We start from the raw sequence: 20141 nt of genomic DNA, 5'->3' as shown, positions 1-20141 counted from the left end.
CGCCCCTTCTCACTCGAAGGGGCGTATCCGGGCCGCTGAACCGTATGAAATGACCGCCGGTGGGCGATGGGCCGGGGGGCCCGGTGTCGGTCAGAGCTTCGCCCAGGCCTCCGTGAGCACGGCCCGCAGGATGCCCTCGATCTCGTCGAACGTCGACTGGTCGGAGATCAGCGGCGGGGCGAGCTGGACGACCGGGTCGCCGCGGTCGTCGGCCCGGCAGTACAGGCCGTTCTCGTACAGCGCCTTGGAGAGGAAGCCGTACAGGACGCGCTCGGTCTCCTCGTCGGTGAAGGTCTCCTTGGTGGCCTTGTCCTTCACCAGCTCGATGCCGTAGAAGAACCCGTTGCCGCGGACGTCGCCGACGATCGGCAGGTCGTGCAGCTTCTGCAGCGTCGTCAGGAACGCGTTCTCGTTGTCCAGGACGTGCTGGGTGAGGTTCTCGCGCTCGAAGATGTCGAGGTTGGCGAGGCCCACCGCGGCCGAGACCGGGTGGCCGCCGAAGGTGTAGCCGTGCAGGAAGGTGTTGCCGCCCTCGTAGAACGGCTCCGCGATCCGGTCCGAGACGATGCAGGCGCCGATCGGGGAGTAGCCCGAGGTCATGCCCTTCGCGCAGGTGATCATGTCCGGCACGTAGCCGAACTTGTCGCAGGCGAAGATCGTGCCGAGCCGGCCGAAGGCGCAGATGACCTCGTCGGAGACGAGCAGCACGTCGTACTTGTCGCAGATCTCGCGGACCCGCTGGAAGTAGCCGGGCGGCGGCGGGAAGCAGCCGCCCGCGTTCTGCACGGGCTCCAGGAAGACGGCCGCGACGGTCTCGGGGCCCTCGAAGAGGATCTCCTGCTCGATCTGGTCGGCGGCCCAGCGGCCGAAGGCCACCGGGTCGTCGCCGAAGAGCGGGGCGCGGTAGATGTTGGTGTTCGGCACCTTGTGCGCGCCGGGGACCAGCGGCTCGAAGGGGGCCTTCAGGGCCGGGAGACCGGTGATGGACAGCGCGCCCTGCGGGGTGCCGTGGTAGGCGACGGCACGCGAGATGACCTTGTACTTGGTCGGCTGGCCCTTGAGCTTGAAGTACTGCTTGGCCAGCTTCCAGGCGGTCTCGACGGCCTCGCCGCCACCGGTGGTGAAGAAGACCTTGTTGAGGTCGCCCGGGGCGTAGTCGGCGAGACGCTCGGCCAGCTCGACGGCCTTCGGGTGGGCGTAGGACCACACCGGGAAGAAGGCGAGCTCCTGGGCCTGCTTGTACGCCGTCTCGGCGAGCTCGTGACGACCGTGACCGGCGTTGACCACGAACAGGCCGGAGAGACCGTCCAGGTAGCGCTTGCCCTTGTCGTCGAAGATGTACGTTCCCTCGCCACGCACGATGGTGGGAACGGGCGCGTTCTCGTAGTCCGACATGCGGGTGAAGTGCATCCACAGGTGGTCGTACGCGGTTCGGCTGAGGTCCTTGCTCACGGCTATCGGGTTCCCCACATATAGGTCTGCTTCTTGAGCTTGAGGTAAACAAAGCTCTCGGTGGAGCGCACTCCGGGAAGGGTCCGGATGCGTTTGTTGATCATCTCCAGCAGGTGGTCGTCGTCCTCGCAGACGATCTCCACCATCAGGTCGAAGGAGCCCGCGGTCATGACCACGTACTCGCATTCGGCCATGGCCGACAGGGCTTCGGCCACCGGATCGAGGTCGCCCTCGACGTTGATGCCGACCATCGCCTGGCGCCGGAATCCCACGGTGAGCGGGTCCGTGACGGCCACGATCTGCATCACGCCCTGGTCGAGCAGCTTCTGGACGCGCTGGCGCACAGCCGCTTCGGAGAGGCCGACGGCCTTGCCGATCGCGGCGTACGGACGCCGTCCGTCCTCCTGGAGCTGCTCGATGATTGCGAGGGAGACGGCATCGACCGCTGGCGGTGATCCGTTCCCGGTCCTGGAGTCTGCGCTGCGACTGGCCACATACCCACCATGCACCGCTCCTCGTCTGTCTCGCAACCCCAGAGCGATGAAATTCGTTGTCTGAGTGCCACGATCTGACTGAATCCGAAGTTGGAGGCGGGTGGGTATGTCGAAAGCGTCACCGGAACGATTAGGGTGGACGTCTCACCCATCGGACAGCCGACAGGAGGGGTGGTTGTGACCACCGAGGTGCGCCGTCTGCGCAACTACATCAACGGAGAGTTCCGGGACGCCGCGGACGGGCGGACCATCGATGTGGTCAGCCCGGTGACGGAAGAGGTCTACGCGACCTCGCCGCTCTCCGGTCAGGCCGACGTCGATGCCGCCATGGAGGCCGCCGCGGCGGCCTTCCCCGCTTGGCGCGACACCACGCCCGCCGAGCGCCAGAAGGCCCTGCTGAAGATCGCGGACGCGTTCGAGGAGCGGGCCGAGGACCTGATCGCCGCCGAGTCGGAGAACACCGGCAAGCCGATCGGGCTGACCCGCAGCGATGAGATCCCGCCGATGGTGGACCAGATCCGCTTCTTCGCGGGGGCCGCCCGGCTGCTGGAGGGCCGCTCGGCCGGCGAGTACATGGAGGGCCTGACCTCCATCGTCCGCCGCGAGCCGGTCGGCGTCTGCGCCCAGGTCGCGCCGTGGAACTACCCGATGATGATGGCCGTCTGGAAGTTCGCCCCGGCGCTGGCCGCGGGCAACACGGTCGTCATCAAGCCGTCCGACACCACCCCTGCGTCGACCGTCCTGATGGCCGAGATCATCGGGCAGATCCTGCCCAAGGGCGTCTTCAACGTCCTGTGCGGCGACCGGGACACCGGCCGCGCCATGGTCGAGCACCCGACCCCGGCGATGGCCTCCATCACCGGTTCCGTACGGGCGGGCATGCAGGTCGCCGAGTCCGCGGCCAAGGACGTCAAGCGCGTCCACCTGGAGCTCGGCGGCAAGGCGCCCGTCGTGGTCTTCGACGACGCCGACGTCGCCAGGACCGTCGCGGGCGTCTGTGAGGCGGGCTTCTTCAACGCGGGCCAGGACTGTACGGCCGCCACCCGCGTCCTGGTGCACGAGTCGATCCACGACGCGTTCGTCACCGCGCTCGCCAAGGCCGCCGCCGACACGAAGACCGGGCAGCCGGACGACGAGGACGTGGCGTACGGTCCGCTCAACAACGCCAACCAGCTGAAGCAGGTCAGCGGCTTCATCGAGCGGCTCCCCGCCCACGCCAAGGTCGAGGCGGGCGGCCACCGGGTCGGCGACAAGGGCTACTTCTACGCCCCGACCGTCGTCTCCGGCCTGAAGCAGGACGACGAGATCATCCAGAACGAGGTCTTCGGACCCGTCATCACCGTCCAGTCCTTCACCGACGAGAAGCAGGCCGTCGCGTACGCCAACGGCGTCGACTACGCGCTCGCCTCCTCGGTGTGGACGACGAACCACTCCCGCGCCATGCGCATGTCCAAGAACCTCGACTTCGGCTGCGTGTGGATCAACACCCACATCCCGCTGGCCGCCGAGATGCCCCACGGCGGATTCAAGAAGTCCGGCTACGGCAAGGACCTCTCGGCGTACGGCTTCGAGGACTACACCCGCATCAAGCACGTCATGACGTCCATCGAGGACTGACCGCTTCGCCGCGACCGTGCACGGCCCCGGGCCTCGGCCCGGGGCCGTTGTCGTGCCCCGCTGTACAAGGTGTGCGGGGCGGGCCCGCCCCGCTGGACGCTTGGTCCATTGCCCGCGCGAGCGCCGACCGGCATTCTGCGCGGGTGCGAGCGATCAGGAAGAACCCCATGTCCCGCCGTTCCCTGCTGCGCGCCCTCGGGGCGGGAGCGGCCGGCGCCACCCTGGCCGGCTGCGGGGTGCCCGCGGCCTACGTCGAGCCCGGGGACCGGGCCGGACGCGACAGCTCCGCCACCGACCACACTCTGCACTTCGCCAACTGGCCGCTCTACATCGACACCGACGACGAGGACGAGTCGAAGCGGCCCACCCTGGAAGCCTTCTCGCGGCGGACCGGGATCTCCGTCACGTACACCGAGGAGATCAACGACAACGACGAGTTCTTCGGGAAGATCAGCCCCGCGCTGATGAACCACCAGGAGACCGGCCGGGACCTGATCGTCATCAGCGACTGGATGGCCGCCCGCTTCGTCCGGCTCGGCTGGGTCCAGGAGATGGACCGGGCCGAGCAGCCCAACGTCGCCACGTACCTCGACCCACTGCTGCGTGCGCCCGCCTTCGACGAGGGGCGGCGCCACAGCGTCCCCTGGCAGTCCGGGATCACCGGCATCGCCTACAACCGCGAGAAACTCGGCCGCGAGATCCGGTCCACCGGCGACCTGTGGGCGGACGACCTGCGCGGACGGGTCACCCTGCTCTCCGGGCTCGACGAGTCGTTCGCGCTGCTGATGCAGGGCAACGGCGTCGACATCACCCGCTGGACGGCCGACGACTTCCACGAGATCTGCGAGCAGACACAGAAGCGGGTCCGCTCGAAGCACATCCGCCGCTTCACCGGCAACGACTACATCAAGGACCTCGCCACCGGCGACGTGCTCGCCTGCCAGGCGTACTCCGGCGACGTCATCCAGCTCCAGGCCGACAACCCCGACATCGAGTTCGTCGTCCCCGAGGAGGGCGCGGAACTGTGGGCGGAGTCCCTGATGATCCCCAACCTCGCCCGCCACAAGCACAACGCCGAGCGGTTGATCGACCACTACTACGACCCCGAGGTCGCCGCCGAACTCGCCGCCTGGGTCAACTACGTCTGCCCCGTGCCCGCCGCCCGGGACGTCCTGGCCTCCTCGAAGGACGAGGAGACGGCCGCGCTCGCCGAGGATCCGCTGATCTTCCCCGACGACGCGATGCGCGAACGGCTCGCCATCGCACGCGACATCACCTCCGAGGAACGGATGGACTTCGCCAAGAGGTGGAACTCCATCGTCGGCTTGTGAAGCCCTGGCAGAGGTGTCGTAAAGAAGCGGTAAACACGGGCGTACGCTGCGGACATGAGCGAGCGACACGCCCTCGAGCGGCGCATACGCGGGAGGTTGGTGTTCTTCATCGTCTCTCTGGTGCTGAGCGGGCTCACTGCTTTCCCGCTCGTCACCGAACTCCGCCGGGCCGAGGACCTGCTGGGTGCCTCGGCCCCCACCGCGAGGCCGCGTCCGGCTCACGCGGCGGGCGGCGCTCCGAAGGCGGCCACCACGATGCCCATCGCCGTGGCGTTCACGTCCTTCCCCTTCGCGTCCGTCGCGCCGACGCTGTAGACCGGAGTGCGGGAGAGGTCGCGGGTGGCCGCCACCACCGAGTTGTATCCCCAGCGGCCGCCCGTCTTGCCCCACACCTGGCGGCCGCCCAGGGTGAACACGGAGAGACCGGCACTGAACCGCGCCGGCTCCCCGGAGCCGTGGGTGCGCACCGAGGCGTCGGGCAGCGTGAACATCTCCTCCAACAGCGGCCCGCGCACCACCCGCCCGCCGAACAGCGCGGTGGTGAAACGCTCCGGATCGGCGGTGGTCGAGATGATGCCCCCGGCCGCCCACCCGTCGGTCGGCCGATCGTGCACGCCGGCGCTGCCGCGCCACGACCCGTCGGTGCCGCCGACCCGGACGAGCGCGGCGACGGCGTCCGGGCGCGGGAGGCCGTCGATCGCGGAGCGCAGGGCCCGGGCGTCCGGAGCGCCGTCGGCGGGGACGCTCGCGGACACGGGCCCGGCAGCGCCGCCGGCGATGCCGAGGACCAGGGCGGTGGCCAGGAGTGTACGGACAGATCTGTTCACCGGATGCCTCCGAGGGAGAGAGTGTCGTCAACTGCTGTTCGACTCCATCCTGTTGGCTCGGAGATCGCAGAGGATCACCCGCCCGGGCGGTCCTCGGCAGGGGTTTCGCTCCCCGGCCGGGGGAGGGCCCACCGGTCTCTCCCCCGGCCGAGGGAGCCACGAGCCCGGTCTCGTAGGCGCAGATGACGGCCTGGACGCGGTCGCGCAGCCCCAGCTTGGACAGCACGTCGTTCACATGGGTCTTCACCGTGTGCTCGCTCACCACGAGCGCCGCCGCGATCTCCGCGTTGGACAGGCCTCGCGCCAGGTGCAGCAGGGTCTCCCGCTCCCGGGCCGTCAGGACTGCCGGCCGGTCGGCCGACGGCGCGGGCCGGCCCGCCGGGCGCGAGGTGTACTCGGCGATCAGCCGCCGCGCCACGGACGGGGCGACCAACGACTCCCCTGCGGCCACCACCCGCACCGCGTGCACCGGATCGTCCCGGCGCACGTCCTTGAGCAGAAAGCCGCTCGCGCCCGCGTGCAGCGCCTCGTACACGTACTCGTCCGCGTCCAACGTGGTCAGCATGACCGTCCGGCAGCCCCCTTCGGCGGCGATCTCCCGGCACGCCGCGATGCCGTCCAGCACCGGCATCCGGATGTCCAGCAGCGCCACATCCGCCCGCAGCCGGCGCACCGCCGCCACGGCCTGCGCCCCGTCCCCCGCCTCCGCCACCACCTCGATGCCGGGCTGCGCGTCCAGGATCATCGCGAAACCACTGCGCACCAGCTCCTGGTCGTCGGCGACCACCACCCGGACCGTCACGTCCGCACCCCTTCGGCCCCGGGCTCGAGCGGCAGTCCGACGACCAGCTCGAAGCCCCGCCCGCCACCGGCCCGCACGGTGCCGCCGTGCGCGGCGGCCCGCTCCCGGGTCCCGGCCCGTCGTCCCGCACCATGATCGTCAACTCCCCTTCCCTGTAGGTCAGTTACACGTTCACGCAGTCGGCCCGCGCATGTTTGACGACGTTCGTCAGGGCCTCCTGCACGATCCGGTACACCCCCGCCCCGGTGTCCTGCGGCAACGTGCGAGGCGTCCCCGCCGTCGTACAGGAGACCTCCGGGCCGCCGCCGCGCACCCGTGCCAGCAGAGCCGGCAGCTCCGCGAGCCCCGGCTGCGGCGAACGGGGCGCGGGAGCCCGGCCGGGGCCGTCCTCGCGCAGCACCCCGAGCATCCGGCGCAGCTGCACCATCGCGTCCCGGCCCGTCTCGGAAATCGCGTCGAACGCCGCCTCCGCACGTTCGGGGGCGGCCCGGACCGCCACCGGCCCGGACCGCCACCGGCCCGGCCTCCGCCTGCACGACCATCAGGCTCACCGCGTGCGAGAGGATGTCGTGCGTCTCCCGTGCGATCCGGGCCCGTTCGCGCTCCGCGGCCCGCTCCGCCTCGATCCGCCGGCCCAGCTCCGCCTGCCGGGCCCGGTCCTCCACCGCCGCCACATAGGCCCGGCGGGTGTGGCTGAGCCGCCCGAAGGCGTACGCGGCACCGAACACGAACAGGGAGAACAGCAACTCCCGAGCCTCGCCCGTGTTCCAGGCCACCGACGGGAACACCGCCGAGCCGACCAGCACGGCGACCGCCAGCCGTCTGCGCGGCGGGGACAGTTCGGCGACCGTGGAGAACGTCACCAGTCCGGCATACGGCAACGGCTGGCCCGGACCGTCGAAGGTCAGCGTGTACAGCGCGCCGCCCGCGAGCGTCGCCAGCAGCACGGCGACCGGTGCGAGGCGCCGGGCGACCAGCGGCAGCACGGTCAGGGTCGTCAGACCGTAGGCGCCCCAGGTCGCCTCCGGCAGTTCCGGTGCGCGCGGCACGACGAACGGCATGGTCACCGCGGCCTGCACCGCGAGCGTGATCCACAGATCGACGGCCCGCGGCCCGCGCAGCCGTGCCGACAGGACCGGCAAGCGCATCAGGGCTTGCGGGCCACCACCCCGAACTGCGCGACCTCCCGCTCCCGCGGGTTCGTACGCCAGCGGGAGCAGGAGACGATCCCCGGCTCCAGGATCTCCAGACCGTCCAGGAAACCGGCGAACTCCTCCCTGCTGCGGGCGGTGATGGGCGGTGTGGCGTTCTCGTTCCAGAAGCGCATCGCCGCCTCGTTGCCCTCGCCGCCCAGCTCCAGCGTCGGGTGGGTCAGCACCAGGTGGCTGCCCGAGGGCACGGCCGCCATCAGCGTCCGCACGATGGACCGCGCCTCGTCCGTGTCCAGCACGAAGTTCAGGATGCCGAGCATCATCACCGCGACCGGCCGCCCCAGGTCCAGGGTGGGCTCGGCGGCCCGCAGGATCTGTTCCGGGCGGTGCGCGTCCGCGTCGACGTACTCGGTCGCGCCCTCCAGCGAACTGGTCAGCAGGGCACGGGCGTGGGCCAGCACGATCGGATCGTTGTCCACGTAGACGATGCGCGCGTGCGGCGCGGTGTGCTGGGCGATCTCGTGGGTGTTGTTCACGGTCGGCAGCCCGGTGCCGATGTCGAGGAACTGGTCGATGCCCGCGTCGCCCGCCAGATGACGCACCGCACGGCCGAGGAACGCCCGGTCCGCGCGCGCCACTTCACCGATGCTCGGGTACATCCCGGTCACCCGGTCGCCCACCGCCCGGTCCACCGGGTAGTTGTCCTTGCCGCCCAGCCAGTAGTTCCACACGCGGGCGTTGTGCGCGACGTCGGAACGTATCCGGGCGGTGGCCGTCTGCGGTCGGGGGTCCATCACATCTGCTCCTCGATGCCCAAGGGCCCGGCGCCCCGGTGCGGCGGCGGGCGGTGCGGGGCTCCCATCATGCCGGATCGATCAAGAGCCGCCGTGACCGGCCGAGTTGGCCAGCAGTCGGTGAAGCGTGTCGATCCGGTTGGTGGTGATCGAGTCGACGCCCCGCTCGATCAGCCGGCGCATCGTGCGCTTCGTGTCGGCCGTCCACGCGGAGACGAGCAGCCCGTCCCGGTGCGCCCGGTCCGTCAGCTCCCGGCTCACCAGGCCGAAGCGGTAGTTCAGCCAGCGCGGCCTCACCGCGGCCAGCAGCTCCGGACGCGGCGGGGCCAGCGTGGTCCAGGTCAGCGCGATCTCGGCCGACGGATCGGCGGCGCGCACCCGCAGCATCGCGTCCGCGCTCGCGCAGTAGTACGCCCGGTCGCCCGCCCCGCACTCCCGGACCGTACCCACGATCTTCTTCACCGAGGCGTCCGTGGAGCCGGGCAGGTCCACCATCACCCGGTGCGTCCCGGCGGCGAGCAGCGCCTCGCGGAGCGTGGGCACCCCGCCGCCCGTCAGCTCCGTCAGCTCCGCGTGGTCCAGCCGGTCCAGCCGCCGGTCGTGGCCCCACAGCCGCTCCAGCGTCGCGTCGTGCAACAGGACGGGCACCCCGTCGCGGGTCACCCGCACATCGATCTCGACCGCGTCCGCCCCCCGTTCGAGGGCGGAGCGGATCGAGGGCAGGGTGTTCTCGCGCGCGAGATACGGATCGCCGCGATGCCCCACGGCGGTGACACTGGTGACGGTGTTGGCCATGGGGCCATTGTCGACGACCGGGTCAGCGGCCGGGAGTCCGGAACCAGTTCGTCGTGTACGTGTCGATCTCCTCGGCCAGCTTCCGCTTGCCCGCCAGGTCGAGGAACGAGGCCTCCACGGCGTTCTTCGCCAGCTCCGCGATGCCGCGTTCGTCGAGCTCCAGCAGCCGGGCGGCCACCGCGTACTCGTTGTTGAGGTCGGTGCCGAACATCGGCGGGTCGTCGCTGTTGACGGTCACCAGCACACCCGCCGCCACCATCTCCCGGATCGGGTGCAGCGCGATGTCCGTGACCGCGCGGGTGGCGATGTTCGACGTCGGGCAGACCTCCAGCGCGATGCGGTGCTCGGCGAGGTGCTCCAGCAGCCTGGGGTCCTGGACGGAGCTGGTGCCGTGGCCGATGCGCTCGGCGCGCAGCGCGGTCAGCGCGTCCCAGACCGTCTGCGGTCCCGTGGTCTCCCCGGCGTGCGGCACGGAGTGCAGGCCCGCGGCGATGGCCCGGTCGAAGTAGGGCTTGAACTGGGGGCGGTCCACCCCGATCTCCGGTCCGCCGAGGCCGAAGGAGACGAGACCCTCGGGCCGGTGCTCCACCGCGAGCCGGACGGTCTCCTCGGCCGACTGGAGCCCGGCCTCGCCCGGGATGTCGAAGCACCAGCGCAGGACGACGCCCAGCTCCGCCTCGGCGGCCTTGCGCGCGTCCTCGATGGCCTCCATGAACCCGACCTCGGGGATGCCCCGCCTGGTCGAGCTGTACGGCGTCACGGTCAGCTCCGCGTACCGGATGTTCTGCCGGGCCATGTCCCGCGCCACCTCGAAGGTGAGCAGCCGGACGTCCTCGGGGGTGCGGATCAGATCCACCACCGAGAGGTAGACCTCGATGAAGTGTGCGAAGTCGGTGAACGTGAAGTAGTCGGCCAGCGCCTCCGGGTCCGTGGGGACCTTGGAGTCCGGGTGGTGGGCGGCCAGCTCCGCGACGATCCGGGGCGAGGCCGACCCGACATGGTGGACATGGAGCTCTGCCTTGGGCAGCCCGGCGATGAAGGGATGCGGATCGGTCATCGGAAATCTCCCGTTCGGCGTGACGTCTGCCGGGCGTACCGGCCCCACCGATCATCGCAGGCGGGGTCCTGGGCGTTGGGGCCTGGCCGTAGCATGACGGGACCACGATGGGGGAGGCCCATGTCAGACAACACAGAGCAGCCCGGGGGCGGGGCCGCGCCGCGCGATCCGTGGGCACCGCCGGACAGCAGGGTGGAACTGGGCAAGCCGGGCGCGCACACACCGCCGCCCGCCCAGGTGCACGACCAGCCGACCGTGACGTCGATGCCGAGCGCCGGACCGGCCGCGGGGGACGGCACCGGGCCGATACCCCGGGCCGGAGGCTTCGGGCCCGCGCCCTCGGACGTACCGCCGCCGCCGATCGGCCCGAACGGCCCCGGCCACGCGGCCCCGTCGCCCGCCGCGCACTACGGCTACCCGGCCCCGCCGCCCGCCGCGCACTACGGCTACCCGGCCCCGCCCCCGCAGCCGTACGGCGGCTACCCGGGCTACGGCGCCTACGGAGCAGGTCCGTCCGGCTGGGCCCCCGCGCCCAACAACGGCCTCGGCACGGCCGCGATGGTCATCGGCATCATCTCGGTGGTCGGCTTCTGCATGTACGGCGTCAACATCATCCTCGGCATCCTCGCGCTGATCTTCGGCATCATCGGCCTCGGCCGTGCCAAGCGCGGTGAGGCCACCAACCGGGGCATGGCGCTCGCCGGGGTCATCCTCGGCTCCGTCGGCATCGTTGTGGGCGCCGTGATCCTCGGTCTGATCATCTGGGCCGCGACGAGCGCCGACAGCGACAGCGACTACGACGGCACCTACGACGACCCGTTCGCCACGACGCTGGTCGTCGAGGACCACCGCTAGATCCTGGCACCGCCGGCGCCAACGCGACACGCCTCGGCCGGGCAGGGACCGCTCCCCGCCCGGCCGGGCTCGGTGGCCGCCTCAGCCGCCCCCCGTACGGAACCCGCCTCAGCCGCCCCCCCCCCGTACGGAACCGGCCTCAGGCCGTCGCGCCCGCCCGCAGCCTCTCCCGCGCCTCCATCAGCGCGAAGCCCAGCAGATTCAGCCCCCGCCACTCCTGCGGCCGCTCCACCCGCTCGTCGTCCGCCGCGAGCCCGATGCCCCAGATCCGGTCCAGCGGCGACGCCTCCACCAGCACCCGGTCCCCGGTGCCCAGGAGAAAGCCGCCCAGCTCCGGGGCCTGCCCGAACTTGTGCGCGCTGCCTGCCACCACCAGGGCGAACCGCTCCCGTATCCACACGTCCTCGTCGAAGCCGCGCACCAGGCGCCCCGCCTTCTTCGCCGCCGCCGGGCTCGTAGCCGACACCGCCGCCCGCTCCGCCTCAAGATCGCCGAAGAGCCGCGCCTTGCCGGCCATCATCCAGTGCTCGGCACTCGCGTACGTCACCCCGGCCACCGTGAACGGCGACGGCCACCACTGGCTGAGACAACTGCTCCCCACCCGCCCGTCCGGGCGCGGCCGGTGCCCCCAGAACGGCAGATACTTCACCCGCTTGCCCTGCGCCACGTCCGCCAGAAGCCCATCGATCGGTCCCATGGCATGTGAGTGTGGCATCCGCCACTGACACTCCGTACGGGGATTTCCGCACTGACACGACACATGGTCGACAGATTCCGTCGCGTAACCAAAAGGCAACAACGGAATCACTTGTTGGGCTCGAACCCCTCTGTCAGGATCGGCACTCAATTCACGAAGAAGCTACGCCGACCCCGCCCAGCGGGTACAGACGGCGGAGGAGAGCGTCATGAGCAACGGCTTCCAGGTTCAGGACCGCTTCGCGGAAGGTGCGCAGTACATCGGCGGCAAGCTGCTCCCCGGCACCTCCGGCAACCACCACGACGTGGTGAACCCCGCGACCGGCGAGAGCGTGCTCCGCTACGAGCTCGCGGGCCCCGACGACGTGGACGCGGCCGTCGCCGCCGCCCGCGCCGCCTTCCCCGGCTGGTCCGGCGCCACCCCCGGCGAACGCTCCGAGGCGATGCACCGCTTCGCCGCCGTCCTCGCCGAGCAGGCGGACGACTTCGCGTACGCCGAGTCCCTCCAGTGCGGCAAGCCGATCAAGCTCTCCACCGAGTTCGACGTCCCCGGCACCGTCGACAACGCCGCCTTCTTCGCGGGCGCGGCACGCCACCTGGAGGGCAAGGCCGCCGCCGAGTACGACGGCGACCACACCTCCTACGTACGCCGCGAGGCGATCGGCGTCGTCGGCTCCATCGCCCCCTGGAACTACCCCCTCCAGATGGCCGCCTGGAAGGTCCTCCCGGCCGTCGCCGCGGGCAACACCATCGTCCTCAAGCCCGCCGAGCTGACCCCGCTCACCTCGCTGATGTTCGCCCGGGCCGCCACCGAGGCGGGCATCCCCGACGGCGTCATCAACGTCGTCACCGGCGCGGGCAAGGACGCGGGCGAACACCTCGTCGGCCACCCCGACGTCGTGATGACCTCCTTCACCGGCTCCACCGCCGTCGGCAAGCGGGTCGCGGAGATCGCCACCGCCACCGTCAAGCGCCTCCACCTGGAGCTCGGCGGCAAGGCCCCCTTCGTGGTCTTCGACGACGCCGACCTGGAGGCCGCCGTCCACGGCGCGGTCGCCGGCTCCCTCATCAACACCGGCCAGGACTGCACCGCCGCCACCCGCGCCTACGTCCAGCGCCCCCTCTACGACGCCTTCGTCCGGGACGTCGCCGCGCTCATGGAGACCGTCCGGCTCGGCGACCCCTTCGACGCCTCGACCGACCTCGGCCCCCTGATCAGCCACGCCCAGCGCGACCGCGTCGCCGCCTTCGTCGAGCGGGCCCGCGGCTACGCCCGGGTCGTCACCGGCGGCGAGGCCCCCGGCGGCGACCTCGCCGACGGCGCGTACTACCGGCCCACCCTCGTCGCGGACGCCGCCCAGGACAGCGAGATCGTCCAGTCGGAGATCTTCGGCCCCGTCCTCGTGGTGCTGCCCTTCGACACCGACGACGAGGGGATCGCGCTCGCCAACGACACCCCGTACGGACTGGCCGCCTCCGCCTGGACCCGCGACCTGTACCGCGCGAACCGCGCCACCCGCGAGATCCAGGCGGGCTGTGTGTGGGTGAACGACCACATTCCGATCCTCTCCGAGATGCCGCACGGCGGATACAAGGCCAGCGGCTTCGGCAAGGACATGTCGGCGTACTCCTTCGAGGAGTACACGCAGGTCAAGCACGTCATGTACGACAACACCGCGGTCGCCCGCAAGGACTGGCACCGCACGATCTTCGGGGACCGATAGCAGCTGCCGCGACCAGGGCCCACGGGCCCGAGCGGCCTCCCACCCGAAAGGGCAACGCGTATGGAGAGTTACGAGCCCGAGCGCCTCTCGTCCGCCCAACTGGCGGCCATGAGGCGATCCTTGACCAGCGGCAGGGGCGCCCTCACCCGCCGCTCCCTGCTGCGCGCCTCCGGCACGGGCGCGCTCGCACTGGGCGGCATGGCCACCCTCGGCGCGTGCGGCATCCCGCCCGCCAAGCGCGCCGACGCAGGTGCGGCCTTTGACGACCACTCGGCCAAGGAGAAGGAAGTCACCTTCTCCAACTGGACCGAGTACATGGACGTCAGCGAGGACGAGAAGGGCCGGCCCACCCTGGAGGCCTTCACCAGGCGCACCGGGATCAGGGTCAGGTACACCGAGGACATCAACGACAACGTCGAGTTCTTCGGGAAGATCAAACCGCAGCTCGCGGCCGGCCAGAACACCGGGCGCGACCTCATATGCGTCACCGACTGGCTCGCCGCCCGCATCATCCGGCTCGGCTGGGCGCAGAAGCTCGACCCCTCGAACCTCCCGCACGCCTTCGCGAACGTCTCCGCCCAGTTCCGCACCCCCGACTGGGACCCGGGCCGCGCCTACTCCTATCCCTGGACCGGTATCCCGACCGTCATCGCGTACAACGTGAAGGCGACCGGCGGCCGCAAGGTCGACTCCGTCACCCAGCTGCTCGACGACCCGAAGCTCAAGGGCCGCGTCTCCTTCCTGTCCGAGATGCGCGACACCGTCGGCATGACCCTCCTCGACCAGGGCAGGGACCCGGGGAAGTTCACCGACACCGACTTCGACGGCGCGATCGGCCGCCTCCAGAAGGCCGTCGACAAGAAGCAGATCCGCCGCTTCACCGGCAACGACTACACCGCCGACCTCAGCAAGGGCGACATCGCCGCCTGCGTCGGCTGGGCCGGGGACATCATCCAGCTCCAGGCCGACAACCCGGACATCAGGTTCGCGATCCCGGCCGCCGGATACATCACCTCCAGCGACAACCTCCTGGTCCCCGCGCAGGCCCGGCACAAGACCAACGCCGAGAAGCTCATCGACTACTACTACGAGCCGCCGGTCGCCGCCCAGCTCGCCGCGTACATCAACTACGTCTGCCCGGTCGACGGCGTGCGCGAGGAACTCGCCAGGATCGACGAGTCGATGGCCTCCAACACGCTGATCCTTCCCGACAAGGAGATGGCCGCGAAGTCCCGCTCCTTCCGCTCCCTGAGCACGAAGGAAGAGACGGCGTACGAGGAGAAGTTCGCCAAGCTCATCGGCGCCTGACCACGGACCCGCCGCCGGACCCGCCGCCGGACAGGCTGCCGGACCCACCGCCGGACACGCTGCCGGACCCACCGTTGGACTCGCCACCGGACACCCCGCCGGACCTCGCCGCTGGACACCCCGTCGGCCGCATCACGGGACGAACGGCCCGCGGCCCGGACCGCCCAAGGGCACCCCTTTCCCCGAACTCCCCCCGAACACACTGGGACTGCGACCCATGACACAGCAGCAGCAGACCGCGGGCGGCGATGTCCGCCTCGCCGGGATCAGCAAGACCTACGGCTCCTTCACCGCCGTGCAGCCGCTCGACCTGACCGTGCCCCAGGGCTCCTTCTTCGCCCTGCTCGGCGCGTCCGGCTGCGGCAAGACCACCACCCTGCGGATGATCGCGGGCCTGGAGGAGGCCACCACCGGCACGGTCTTCCTCGGGGAGAAGGACATCACCGACCTCCCCCCGTACAAGCGGCCCGTCAACACGGTCTTCCAGAGCTACGCGCTCTTCCCGCACCTGGACATCACCGAGAACGTCGCCTTCGGGCTGCGCCGTCGTGGCATCAAGTCGGTGAAGAAGCAGGTCGACGACATGCTGGAGCTCGTCGAGCTCGGCGATTTCGCCCGCCGCAAACCGCACCAGCTCTCCGGCGGCCAGCAGCAGCGCGTCGCCGTCGCCCGCGCGCTCATCAACCACCCGCAGGTCCTGCTGCTCGACGAACCGCTCGGCGCTCTCGACCTCAAGCTCCGCCGTCAGATGCAACTGGAGCTCAAGCGGATCCAGACCGAGGTCGGCATCACCTTCGTGCACGTCACCCACGACCAGGAGGAGGCCATGACCATGGCCGACACCGTCGCGGTGATGAACGGGGGCCGCGTCGAGCAGCTCGGCGCGCCCGCCGACCTCTACGAGAACCCGCGCACCACCTTCGTCGCCAACTTCCTCGGCACGTCCAACCTCATCGAGGGCGAGGTCCTCTCCACGGGCGTCGACCTGGTGGTGGCCGCGGGCGGCGGCAGGCTCACCCTGCCCCGCGAGCGATGTTCCGCCCCCAGCACCGGCGGCGGCCGGCTCCTCCTCGGCATCCGGCCCGAGAAGATATCCCTGGCCCACGCGGACGACGCGGACTCCATAGCCACCGGCCGCAACCGCGTCACCGGCCGCATCGTCGACTCCAGCTTCATCGGCGTCTCCACCCAGTACGTGGTCGAGAGCCCGGCGGGCAAGGCGCTCCAGGTGTACGAGCAGAACGTCGACCGGCGCACGGGACTCCTTCCCGGCGCCGAGGTGGTCCTGCACTGGAACCCCGCCCACACCTTCGGACTCGACGCCGACCAGGACATCGACGCCGGCGTGGAGAGCGTGGAGGACGCGGCGTGAGCCTCACCGGGGCGCCGCCCGCGCCCCCTTCGCAGCCCCAGGAGCCCAGGGAACCGGTGCTCCGCAAGCCCTCCACCCGCAAACGGCTCGTCCCGTACTGGCTGCTGCTCCCCGGCATCCTCTGGCTCGTCGTCTTCTTCGCCCTGCCGCTCGTCTACCAGGCCTCCACCTCCGTACAGACCGGCTCGCTGGAGCAGGGCTTCGAGGTCACCTGGCACTTCCAGACGTACGTGGACGCGCTGCGCGAGTACTACCCGCAGTTCGTCCGGTCCCTGCTGTACGCGGGCACCGCCACGATCCTGTGCCTGCTGCTGGGCTACCCGCTCGCCTACCTCATCGCCTTCAAGGCGGGCCGCTGGCGCAACCTGGTGCTCGTCCTGGTCATCGCCCCGTTCTTCACCAGCTTCCTCATCCGTACGCTGGCCTGGAAGACGATCCTCGCCGACGGCGGCGCGGTCGTGGACGTGCTCAACACCCTGCACGTCCTGGACGTCACCAGCTGGCTCGGCTGGACCGAGTCCAACCGGGTCCTCGCCACCCCGATGGCCGTCGTCTGCGGGCTCACGTACAACTTCCTGCCGTTCATGATCCTGCCGCTCTACACCTCGCTGGAGCGGATCGACGGCCGGCTGCACGAGGCCGCGGGCGACCTCTACGCCACGCCCGCCACCACCTTCCGCAAGGTGACGTTCCCGCTCTCCATGCCCGGCGTCGTCTCCGGCACCCTGCTCACCTTCATCCCGGCCAGCGGCGACTACGTCAACGCCGAGCTGCTGGGCTCCACCGACACCAAGATGGTCGGCAGCGTCATCCAGAGCCAGTTCCTGCGGGTCCTGGACTATCCGACGGCCGCCGCGCTCTCGTTCATCCTCATGGCGATCGTCCTGCTGGCGGTCACCTTCTACATCCGCCGCTCCGGGACGGAGGACCTGGTCTGATGCCCGTACTGCGCTGGATACGCCGGAACCTGGTCGTCATCGCTGGTCTGCTGACCCTCGCGTACATGATCCTTCCGAACATCGTCGTGATGGTGTTCTCGTTCAACAAGCCCAACGGGCGCTTCAACTACGCCTGGCAGCGGTTCTCGCTGGACGCCTGGAAGGACCCCTGCGGCGTCGCCGACCTGTGCGGCTCGCTCTCCCTCTCGCTCCAGATCGCCTTCTGGGCGACGCTCGGGGCGACCGCGCTCGGCACGATGATCGCGTTCGCGCTGGTCCGCTACCGCTTCCGGGCGCGCGGCGCGATCAACTCGCTGATCTTCCTGCCGATGGCGATGCCCGAGGTCGTCATGGCCGCCTCCCTGCTCACGCTGTTCCTGAACATGGGCGCCCAGCTCGGCTTCTGGACGGTGCTCATCGCCCACATCATGTTCTGCCTCAGCTTCGTGGTCACGGCCGTCAAGGCGCGCGTCATGTCGATGGACCCGAGACTGGAGGAAGCCGCCCGCGACCTGTACGCGGGCCCCGTGCAGACGTTCGTACGGGTGACCCTCCCCATCGCGGCCCCGGGGATCGCGGCGGGAGCGATGCTGGCCTTCGCGCTCTCGTTCGACGATTTCATCATCACGAATTTCAACGCGGGCTCCACCGTCACGTTCCCCATGTTCGTCTGGGGATCGGCACAGCGCGGCACGCCCGTGCAGATCAACGTCATCGGCACCGCGATGTTCATCATGGCGATATCGGTGGTTCTCGTCGGCCAGGTCATAGCGAGCCGACGCAAGAACAGCGCTCGACCCTGAATTTCCTGAAGGAGTTGGAAACCATGGCCCCAGCTGCCATGCGTACTGCTGCCGCACGATCGATCGCCGGCGCCAAGCCGGTCTCCTACTGGCTGGACGACCCGGAAAAGCCTGATCCGCTTCCCGCCCTCACCGGCGACGAGCACACCGACCTTCTGGTCATCGGTGGCGGCTACAGCGGCCTGTGGACCGCGCTCATCGCCAAGGAGCGCGACCCGGACCGGGACGTCGTCCTCATCGAGGGGCACGAGGTGGGCTGGGCCGCCTCGGGCCGCAACGGCGGCTTCTGCGCCGCCTCCCTCACCCACGGCCTGGCCAACGGTGTGGAGCGATGGCCGGACGAGATCGCGAAGCTGGAGGAGCTGGGGGAGCACAACCTCGACGCCATCGAGGCCGCGGTCGCCCGCTACGGCATCGACTGCGAGTTCGAGCGGACCGGTGAGATCGACGTCGCCACCGAACCCCACCAGCTCCGGGAGCTGCGGGAATGGCACGAGGAGATCGTGGGCCTCGGCATCACGGGCGTGGACTTCCTGGACCGTGACGCCCTGCGTGCCGAGGTCGACTCGCCCACCTTCCTCGGCGGGCTCTGGGACCGGCGCGGCGTCGCGATGCTGCACCCCGCGAAGCTCGCCTGGGGCCTGAAGCGGGCCTGCCTGGAGCTGGGCGTCCGGATCCACGAGCACACCCGCGGCCTGGACCTCGTCCGCTCCGGATCAGGCATGGCGGTCCGTACCCCGTACGGCCGGGTCTTCGCGCGCCGTGTCGCCCTCGGCACCAACATCTTCCCGTCGCTCGTCAAGCGGATCCGGCCGTACACCGTGCCCGTCTACGACTACGCGCTGATGACCGAACCGCTCACCCCGGAGCAGCTCGCGTCCATCGGCTGGAAGGGCCGCCAGGGGCTCGGCGACAGCGCCAACCAATTCCACTACTTCCGGCTTTCCGCGGACAACCGGATCCTGTGGGGCGGATACGACGCGATCTATCCGTACGGGGGCAGGCTCAGTGCCGATCTCGACCAGCGTCCGGAGACGTTCCTGAAACTCGCGGAGCAGTTCTTCACCTGCTTCCCGCAGCTTTCCGGACTGAATTTCTCGCACGCCTGGGGCGGTGCGATCGACACCTGTTCCCGCTTTACGGCGTTCTTCGGAACGGCCCACCAGGGCCGGGTCGCGTACGCCGCCGGATACACCGGTCTCGGTGTCGGTTCGACCCGTTTCGGCGCCGATGTGATGCTCGACCTCCTCTCCGGTGAGGAGACGGCACGGACCCGCCTGGAAATGGTCCGCTCCAAGCCGATGCCGTTCCCGCCCGAGCCCTTCGCCTGGGCCGGGATCGAGATCACCAAGCGGTCCCTGGCCCGTGCCGACAGCAACGGCGGGCACCGCAATCTGTGGCTGGGGGCCATGGACAGGCTGGGCCTCGGCTTCGACAGCTGAGACGCCTGAGGCCCAGATCAGGGGCTGTGACCCAGTTCACTACCAACTGGTAGCCCCAACCCGCGTCATAGTCGGCGCCGAACGCTCTCTCGCACGTGTACGCACCGGCGGAACCCCGCCGGTGCTCACGTCGACGGGAGGCTGGTCATGACTGGCTCGGAAACGAAAGCCGCGGTCGAGTGGCTCACATCGGTGGCACCGGACCCGGCCGCCTGTCGGTGGGAGTGGGAGCGCAGTCCGCGGGGGATCGCGCTCCTTCCGGCCGGCAGGCGCTGGGACGTCCTGATCCTCCCGGGCGAGCTGGGCCACCCGACGCTCGACGTCCTCAGCCGCCTGATCGACCGTCCGGGCCCCGTTCTCGCCGACTCCGGGGAGTCGCGCATGGGCTTCTTCGTCCCGCCGGGCACCGCCTCCCGCTGGATCGGCACCGGGATCCGGGGCTGCGGCCGGGGTACCTGGATCGTCGTCCCCTACCCGGGGCGGGCCACCGGGGGAGTGCGCTGGCTGGTCCCGCCGGACGGCTCGGGGACCCTCACGGACGCCGGACTCCTCGAACGCGCGATGCACGAGGCGGCGGGCGCGGCCGCCCTGGACGCCCGCGGGGGGCGCCCGGAGGGCTGAGCCTGCCGCCAGAGGTCTTGACAACCTGATTGGTCTGGACCATGTTGTGCGCACGCCAACCC

General features: G+C 70.4%; 18 protein-coding genes and 2 pseudogenes. 10 read left to right on the top strand and 10 right to left on the bottom strand.

From position 1 onward, the window contains the following. Positions 1-90: 90 nt before the first annotated feature. Entirely contained in the window at positions 91-1470 is a 1380-nt protein-coding gene (locus ACIRJT_RS28045) for an aspartate aminotransferase family protein (protein ID WP_403914286.1), read from the bottom strand. Then, the gene (locus ACIRJT_RS28040) at positions 1455-1946 is read right to left on the bottom strand and encodes an Lrp/AsnC family transcriptional regulator (protein ID WP_007452460.1); all 492 of its coding nucleotides are present in this window, start codon (positions 1944-1946) and stop codon (positions 1455-1457) included. The genes ACIRJT_RS28045 and ACIRJT_RS28040 overlap by 16 nt, the downstream gene beginning before the upstream one ends. Before the next feature lie 177 nt (positions 1947-2123). Between ACIRJT_RS28040 and ACIRJT_RS28035 the strand changes: the two genes are divergently transcribed. Then, on the top strand, positions 2124-3563 hold the full coding sequence (locus tag ACIRJT_RS28035) for a gamma-aminobutyraldehyde dehydrogenase (RefSeq protein WP_403914283.1): 1440 nt from the start codon (positions 2124-2126) through the stop codon (positions 3561-3563). Between the two features lie 167 nt (positions 3564-3730). Then, on the top strand, positions 3731-4894 hold the full coding sequence (locus ACIRJT_RS28030; RefSeq protein WP_403914280.1) for a spermidine/putrescine ABC transporter substrate-binding protein: 1164 nt from the start codon (positions 3731-3733) through the stop codon (positions 4892-4894). A gap of 218 nt (positions 4895-5112) precedes the next feature. Here the strand turns inward: ACIRJT_RS28030 and ACIRJT_RS28025 are convergent, their stop codons facing one another. From ACIRJT_RS28025 to ACIRJT_RS27995, 7 genes and pseudogenes are all read right to left on the bottom strand, one after another. Further along, positions 5113-5649, bottom strand: a complete 537-nt coding sequence (locus tag ACIRJT_RS28025) for a serine hydrolase (protein ID WP_403914487.1) — start codon at positions 5647-5649, stop codon at positions 5113-5115. A gap of 172 nt (positions 5650-5821) precedes the next feature. After that, positions 5822-6523 (bottom strand): annotated as a pseudogene (locus ACIRJT_RS28020) (response regulator); the annotation flags it as partial. Positions 6524-6686: 163 nt separating this feature from the next. Continuing rightward, positions 6687-7022 (bottom strand): sensor histidine kinase, encoded by a 336-nt coding sequence (locus ACIRJT_RS28015; RefSeq protein ID WP_403914484.1) that lies wholly within the window; start codon positions 7020-7022, stop codon positions 6687-6689. Between the two features lie 28 nt (positions 7023-7050). Next, a pseudogene (locus ACIRJT_RS28010) lies at positions 7051-7584 on the bottom strand (sensor histidine kinase); the annotation flags it as partial. An 86-nt stretch (positions 7585-7670) separates the two neighbouring features. After that, on the bottom strand, positions 7671-8468 hold the full coding sequence (locus ACIRJT_RS28005) for an SAM-dependent methyltransferase (RefSeq protein ID WP_403914277.1): 798 nt from the start codon (positions 8466-8468) through the stop codon (positions 7671-7673). An 81-nt stretch (positions 8469-8549) separates the two neighbouring features. Further along, positions 8550-9263, bottom strand: coding sequence for a glycerophosphodiester phosphodiesterase (locus ACIRJT_RS28000; protein WP_403914275.1), 714 nt, complete (start codon positions 9261-9263; stop codon positions 8550-8552). Positions 9264-9285: 22 nt separating this feature from the next. Then, positions 9286-10320 carry an adenosine deaminase gene (locus ACIRJT_RS27995; protein WP_403914273.1) on the bottom strand — a complete coding sequence of 345 codons (1035 nt, stop codon included), beginning with the start codon at positions 10318-10320 and terminating at the stop codon, positions 9286-9288. Positions 10321-10440: 120 nt separating this feature from the next. On the opposite strand from ACIRJT_RS27995, the gene ACIRJT_RS27990 reads away from it, so the two are divergent. Next, a complete protein-coding gene (locus ACIRJT_RS27990; RefSeq protein ID WP_403914270.1) occupies positions 10441-11175 on the top strand; it encodes a DUF4190 domain-containing protein in 735 nt (244 codons plus the stop codon). Positions 11176-11314: 139 nt separating this feature from the next. Here ACIRJT_RS27990 and ACIRJT_RS27985 read toward each other — a convergent pair whose 3' ends face one another. After that, positions 11315-11872 (bottom strand): NADAR family protein, encoded by a 558-nt coding sequence (locus ACIRJT_RS27985; protein ID WP_403914267.1) that lies wholly within the window; start codon positions 11870-11872, stop codon positions 11315-11317. A 208-nt stretch (positions 11873-12080) separates the two neighbouring features. Here ACIRJT_RS27985 and ACIRJT_RS27980 point away from each other — a divergent pair, with 208 nt between their 5' ends. From ACIRJT_RS27980 to ACIRJT_RS27950, 7 genes are all read left to right on the top strand, one after another. Beyond that, entirely contained in the window at positions 12081-13595 is a 1515-nt protein-coding gene (locus tag ACIRJT_RS27980; RefSeq protein ID WP_403914264.1) for a gamma-aminobutyraldehyde dehydrogenase, read from the top strand. Positions 13596-13655: 60 nt separating this feature from the next. Beyond that, the gene (locus ACIRJT_RS27975) at positions 13656-14903 is read left to right on the top strand and encodes a PotD/PotF family extracellular solute-binding protein (RefSeq protein WP_403914262.1); all 1248 of its coding nucleotides are present in this window, start codon (positions 13656-13658) and stop codon (positions 14901-14903) included. 217 nt (positions 14904-15120) lie between these two features. Beyond that, positions 15121-16275, top strand: a complete 1155-nt coding sequence (locus ACIRJT_RS27970) for an ABC transporter ATP-binding protein (RefSeq protein WP_403914259.1) — start codon at positions 15121-15123, stop codon at positions 16273-16275. Beyond that, positions 16272-17213 carry an ABC transporter permease gene (locus ACIRJT_RS27965; RefSeq protein ID WP_403914256.1) on the top strand — a complete coding sequence of 314 codons (942 nt, stop codon included), beginning with the start codon at positions 16272-16274 and terminating at the stop codon, positions 17211-17213. Before ACIRJT_RS27970 ends, ACIRJT_RS27965 begins: the two co-directional genes overlap by 4 nt. Continuing rightward, the gene (locus ACIRJT_RS27960) at positions 17213-18016 is read left to right on the top strand and encodes an ABC transporter permease (RefSeq protein ID WP_403914253.1); all 804 of its coding nucleotides are present in this window, start codon (positions 17213-17215) and stop codon (positions 18014-18016) included. Before ACIRJT_RS27965 ends, ACIRJT_RS27960 begins: the two co-directional genes overlap by 1 nt. 23 nt (positions 18017-18039) lie before the next feature. Beyond that, positions 18040-19458: an NAD(P)/FAD-dependent oxidoreductase gene (locus ACIRJT_RS27955; RefSeq protein ID WP_403914250.1), complete on the top strand. Its 1419-nt coding sequence runs from the start codon at positions 18040-18042 to the stop codon at positions 19456-19458. A gap of 147 nt (positions 19459-19605) precedes the next feature. After that, positions 19606-20079 (top strand): hypothetical protein, encoded by a 474-nt coding sequence (locus ACIRJT_RS27950; RefSeq protein ID WP_403914247.1) that lies wholly within the window; start codon positions 19606-19608, stop codon positions 20077-20079. The last annotated feature ends 62 nt before the right edge of the window (positions 20080-20141 follow it).

It is taken from the genome of Streptomyces sp. NPDC102283 (assembly GCF_044766265.1).
Lineage (GTDB): Bacteria > Actinomycetota > Actinomycetes > Streptomycetales > Streptomycetaceae > Streptomyces.
The sequence above is the reverse complement of the archived record's forward strand: the minus strand, read 5'-3'. Positions and strand labels throughout refer to the sequence as shown.